We start from the raw sequence: 5,074 nt of genomic DNA, 5'->3' as shown, positions 1-5,074 counted from the left end.
TCGCGAATGACATTCTGGCTGGTCAGCTCCCGGACGCCATCAGGAAGCGGAAACACCGACTTCGTAGAGAACCAGGACCCCGAACGGCAATAGAACCCGCACTTGACGATCCCGCAAACAGAGAACCGCTTACGGTGCCCGAGAAAATTTTCTCGGCATTTTCTCGTTTCCGCGTCAGCATTCACACGTCATTTTTCCATTCAAAAACAAAACCCTGCCGCGACTTGCGCAACAGGGTTTGTAGGTAGTGTGTCCCACCATACGGAATGCGTCAGTTCGCGCCGGGGGGCTTTTATCGTTTCAGGCCGGGGTGAAGATCACCCATTCGTTGCGCGGCCGGTCCAGCACCGCGCAGCTCTGCTCCGTCACCGCCTTCGGTGCCCTGTAGCGCTCCGGGCTCGTCAGATAGGCTTCATACTCCGCGGTGCCGCACGGCGGCAGGCTCACGAGGTTCCAGCCCCTCAGGGGCATGCCCGTTCTTCTACTAGGCTCCAGACTCATTGAATTTCCGTGCCAGAAGATGACGGCGGCGGCGAGTGCGATGGCTGAGAGGAAGACCTTCGGGCATCTGTCGTAACGGGTTGAGACACGCCGCCAATCTTTCAGCCTGCCGAACATAATCTCGATGCGGTTGCGTCGCTTGCACCTGCGCTTGTCGTATCGAACGGGTTTGTCACGCGACTTCCTGCCCGGGATGCAAGGACGTATCCCTTTGTCTTTCAGGGCATTCCGGAACCAGTCGGCGTCGTAGCCCCGGTCAGCAATCATCCAATCGGCGGCGGGCAAGCTCCTCAGGAGCGCCCTGGCTCCCGTGTCGTCACTGACCTGACCGGCGGTCAGGAAGAACCGGATCGGACGGCCAGAGGCATCTGTGACGGCATGAAGCTTGGTGTTCATGCCGCCCTTAGTTCGCCCCCTCTCGGGACATTGCTGCGCAATGCCCTGCCGGGCAAGGGATCAGGCGTTCACGCCTCCCTTTTTCACTGCCAGGCTGGACGCCGTGCGGTGGGCCTTCAGATAGGTCGCGTCAATCATGACGGCCTTGTAATCCGCGTGCTCGGAAGCCGGTCCTGCCATGATCCGCGCAAACACGCCCTTGTCGCTCCATCGCTTCCAGCGGTTGTAGAGCGTCTTCGGCGGGCCATACTCTCTCGGAGGATCTGACCAACGCAAACCGTTGCGATTGATGAAGATAATTCCACTCAACACACGCCGGTCATCCGCACGCGGCCTACCATGGCTTTTCGGAAAGTACGGTCTCAACCGCGCCATTTGTTCGTCGGTCAGGCAAAACAAGCTGCTCATCACGCCTCCTGAAGTTCAGGAGCTTGAATCAGCCCGGCGCGGCGGCTGCAACCAAATCAATGGGTCCAGAGCGTAATCAGTTCTGGCTTCTTGTTCCCAACAGCAAGAGGAAAACGAAGACTGACCCGACCGATGTCGTAACAATCCCTACTGGCAGCTCTTGTGGAGCAAGGAGCACCCGAGACGCGATATCGGAAGCAGTAAGCAGCATGGCTCCAATCAATGCAGCCATGGGCAGGAGGCGGCGATGCAGAGGGCCTGCCAGACCCCGGGCGAGGTGCGGCACCATCAAGCCGACGAATCCAATGACACCAGCAACCGAGACAAAGGCGGCGGTCGAAAGCGCGGCCATCAGAAACATTCGGAACCGCACGGATTTGACCGGTACGCCGAGGCTGGCGGCGGTGATGTCGCCGGCCAGCAGCGCATCCAGCCAGCGGCTGCGCCAAAGCGAATAGGCCAGGATCAGGCCCAGCCCGGCGGCGGCAAGAGGCAGCGTCTCCCAGCGCGCCAGCCCCAGCCCGCCGAGCATCCAGAAGATTACCGAATGGGCGGCGCGGTTGTCGCCGGAGAAAATCAGATAGTTGGTGATGGCGGCAAACAGGAAGGAGACGGCGAGGCCTGCCAGGATCAGTTTTTCCGGGGCTCTGGTTTGCAGCGATTGGACCAGCGCCAGCACGATTCCCGAAGCCACCAGCCCGCCGCAGAAGGCGGCCAGCGGCAGGGTCCAGATGCCCAGCACATCCCCCGTCACGGTGATCACCAGTACCGCACCCGCGGCAGCACCGGAGGAAAGGCCGAACAGGAAAGGATCGGCCAGATCATTGCGGGTGGTGGTCTGCAGCACCGCGCCGACTAGTCCCAGACCGGCGCCGATCAGCGCGGCAAACAGCGCCCGCGGCAGCCGCAGGTCCAAGATGATACGGTGCGCCGGCTCCGGCTCGGCGCGGCTGATACCCAGTCCGGCGGAAATGGCTGTAAAGACCTCGGAGACCGGCACATCCGTCGTGCCATAAAGCACCGACAACAGAAGCAAGGCGGCCAGTGCGGCCGCCCCCAGTGTCAACGAGAGGCCGAAGCGGCCCATATCAGAACAGGTCCGGGTGCATCGCCTTGGCGATTTTTTCAATCGCCGCAATGTTTGCCGGCCCCGGTGTCAGCTCTTCATAGCGCAGGCCGACCCAGCGTTCGTTCTTTACCGCGTCGGTATGGGCCATTACCGGGTGCTCCTGCAGGAACTTGAAGGTGTCGGCGGCGCCATTGCCGTTCTGGTAGTCCAGGAGCACAAGATATTCCGGGTTGGCGGCGGCAATCGCCTCCCAGGAGGTGCGGCCCCAGCTGGTGTTCAGATCATGGGTCACGCTGTTGCCGCCTGCGGCAGCGATCATCGCGTCGGGAATGGCGAACTTGCCGGCGGTAAAGGGCGCATCCGCCGGACCGTCCAGCATAAAGACACGGGGCTTGGGCTGATCCGCTGTCTTGGCTTCGATGGCCGCCAGCTGGTCCTGCCAGCCGGCAACCAGCGCTTCGGCTTTCTCCTCGACGTCCATCACTTTGCCCAGGCGCAGAATGTCACTGAACAGCAGGTCCATGCTGGCTTCGGGGCGGTCCTTGTCCAGATGGACGCAGCTTTCGGTCAGGACCAGAGTCTTGATGCCGAAGGGTTCCAGCGTGTCCGGAGTGACCTCGCCGCCGGGCTTCATACCGTAGTACCAGCCGGCAAAGAACAGGTCGGCCTTGGCAGCGACAAGGTTTTCCACGGTCGGGTACTTCGGCGCCAGTTCCGGGATTGCGCCGCGGGCGGCATCGAATTCGGGACTGGTCTTGTACCAGCCGGTGATGCCGGTGACGCCTACAATTTTGTCCTGCAGGCCCAGGGCAAAGGCCATTTCGGACATGTTAATGTCATGCACTACCAGGCGTTCTGGCTGGGCTTCGAACACCAGCGGCGTGCCGCAGTTGTCGACCGTGACTTCGGCTGCGGCGCCAGTGGCCAAGCCGGCCGTGACGGCAGCGGTCCAAAGCAGTTTCATTTCGGGGGTCTCCTTCAGAGCTGAACTTGGGATTTTCTTATGTCCAGAGCCGGGATCATGCGGCCTTCGTGGGGTAGCCGCAGGTAGCTGACCCCGAATGTGTCCTGCACGCTTTCGGGCGTCAGCACATCGCTGGCCGGGCCGAAGGCGGTGAGGCGGGCGGATTTCATCAAGGCGGCATGGGTGGCGAATTCAGGGATCATCACCAGGTCGTGCACCACCATCACCACGGTGACGCCCAGCGAGGCGACCAGCGACAGCATCCGCCCCTTGGCGTCCGGATCCAGGTGGTTGGTAGGCTCGTCCAGGAACAGCAGTGCAGGCTCCTGCACCAGGGCGCGGGCGATATGGGCGCGCTGACGCTCGCCGCCCGAAAGCTGCGACATCGGCTTGCCTGTCTTCTCGGCGAGGCCGGTGTGATCGAGGATCCGCGCCAATGCGCCTGCATTGCGTCCGGCAGAGCGGCCGCGCGCGAGTGGTATCTGGCCAAGCGCCACATAGTCGCGCAGCAGAAGCCGCCCGTCCGGGGAGGACTGCTGGCTGACAACGGCGATCTTGCGGGCGCGGTCTTCGGCGGACATCGCGCGCAGGCAATCACCGCCCACCAGCACCTCGCCTAGGGCCAGGGGCTCGATTCCCGACAGGAGGTTCAGCAGGGTAGACTTGCCCGCGCCATTGGGCCCTGCAATGGCCAGCACCGAGCCCTGGTCCAGCTCAAATGACACGCCGGAAACCAGCGCTTCGCCGTTCGTAGCGAAATACTCCAGACCGCGCACGCTGAGGAAGGGCAGGGGTGCGCTCATGCCGGAAGCTCTGTGCGCAGGCGCGGCATCCGGGCCAGGGTCTTGTCGCTCAGACCCGCCGGGCGCTCTGCCGAATTGGTCCAGCCGGTTTTGCTGGCCAGATACTGATGCGCGAATTCGGCCAGCGCCTTTGCATCCGCCGGGGTTTCGATGCCGCCGAACAGGTACTGCGCCTTGCCGGCAGCCTGAAAGCCGACTGTCACCGGGCGGTCGCAGTCCGCCATGCAGTCAACAGCGCGCAGGGTAAAGCTCTCCGGGATCCGGCCCGCCAGAGCGATGCGCAGCCGCGTGGCCCCGCCTGCCCCCATGCAGGTGGAGCAGATCAGAATGGTGTGTTCAGCACAGCCCTGCATGTTCCGCCTCGCAAGCCTGCGCATGCGGACAGAAGGGACCGGTCATGTGAACACGAAAAACGCGTGCCATAATAGCCTCCGTCCAGGACGCCCCGTCCCGGGTTTGGTTGAACAATTGATGGCAGGTCTCCTGACTCGCGGGTCGCTGCTGAACCGGCCTTCCCGGCCCAAGCATTGGCTTGGGGCCAGTGGTTTCCCGGCATCGCTCGCCGCACACAGTTGCGGGGGCAGTCACGGAATTGGCGCCTGATGGCTACACCGCACCGTGTTCCCTTTTCATCTCCCCGGAGTGGCCCCGGGGAAAACCATCACGGCTATGTATGGAAGCAATCTTCGTGGTGTCAATAGATGTCGATAGATGTCGAGTGCTTCCCCTTGACAGAAGGCAGAGGCCGGCAGACGGCCAACCAGGTCAATTCCTGCAAAGTAATAATTACTTCTTTGCGCATAGCAGTTCTCTGTTTGCGGGATCGTGAAGTGCGGGTTCTATTGCCGTTCGGGGTCCTGGTTCTCTACGAAGTCGGTGTTTCCGCTTCCTGATGGCGTCCGGGAGCTGACCAGCCAGAATGTCATTCGCGAA

The 5,074-nt window shown here is 62.3% G+C and carries 4 protein-coding genes, 1 pseudogene and 1 riboswitch; all 5 genes and pseudogenes read right to left on the bottom strand.

Going from position 1 to position 5,074, the window contains the following annotated elements:
• Window positions 1-513: 513 nt before the first annotated feature.
• A pseudogene (locus tag ACOHX0_RS21760) lies at window positions 514-1,305 on the bottom strand (IS5 family transposase); the annotation flags it as partial.
• Window positions 1,306-1,381: 76 nt separating this feature from the next.
• On the bottom strand, window positions 1,382-2,392 hold the full coding sequence (locus tag ACOHX0_RS21755) for a FecCD family ABC transporter permease (protein WP_420679340.1): 1,011 nt from the start codon (window positions 2,390-2,392) through the stop codon (window positions 1,382-1,384).
• Between the two features lies 1 nt (window position 2,393).
• Window positions 2,394-3,338, bottom strand: a complete 945-nt coding sequence (locus tag ACOHX0_RS21750; protein ID WP_420679339.1) for an ABC transporter substrate-binding protein — start codon at window positions 3,336-3,338, stop codon at window positions 2,394-2,396.
• 14 nt (window positions 3,339-3,352) lie between these two features.
• Window positions 3,353-4,141 (bottom strand): ABC transporter ATP-binding protein, encoded by a 789-nt coding sequence (locus ACOHX0_RS21745; protein ID WP_420679338.1) that lies wholly within the window; start codon window positions 4,139-4,141, stop codon window positions 3,353-3,355.
• Window positions 4,138-4,494: a DUF1636 family protein gene (locus ACOHX0_RS21740; RefSeq protein ID WP_420679337.1), complete on the bottom strand. Its 357-nt coding sequence runs from the start codon at window positions 4,492-4,494 to the stop codon at window positions 4,138-4,140. The genes ACOHX0_RS21745 and ACOHX0_RS21740 overlap by 4 nt, the downstream gene beginning before the upstream one ends.
• 103 nt (window positions 4,495-4,597) lie before the next feature.
• A riboswitch (cobalamin riboswitch) is annotated at window positions 4,598-4,819 on the bottom strand.
• Between the last annotated feature and the right edge of the window lie 255 nt (window positions 4,820-5,074).

This window comes from Cribrihabitans pelagius, from assembly GCF_048820915.1.
Classification (GTDB): Bacteria; Pseudomonadota; Alphaproteobacteria; order Rhodobacterales; family Rhodobacteraceae; genus Cribrihabitans_A; species Cribrihabitans_A pelagius.
This window is presented reverse-complemented; position numbering and strand designations above follow the sequence as displayed.

Bases quoted from the DNA above. Each gene is read 5' to 3' on its own strand.
- ACOHX0_RS21755 (WP_420679340.1), bottom strand. From the start codon at position 2,392: ATGGGCCGCTTCGGCCTCTCGTTGACACTGGGGGCGGCCGCACTGGCC.
- ACOHX0_RS21750 (WP_420679339.1), bottom strand. From the start codon at position 3,338: ATGAAACTGCTTTGGACCGCTGCCGTCACGGCCGGCTTGGCCACTGGC.
- ACOHX0_RS21745 (WP_420679338.1), bottom strand. From the start codon at position 4,141: ATGAGCGCACCCCTGCCCTTCCTCAGCGTGCGCGGTCTGGAGTATTTC.
- ACOHX0_RS21740 (WP_420679337.1), bottom strand. From the start codon at position 4,494: ATGCAGGGCTGTGCTGAACACACCATTCTGATCTGCTCCACCTGCATG.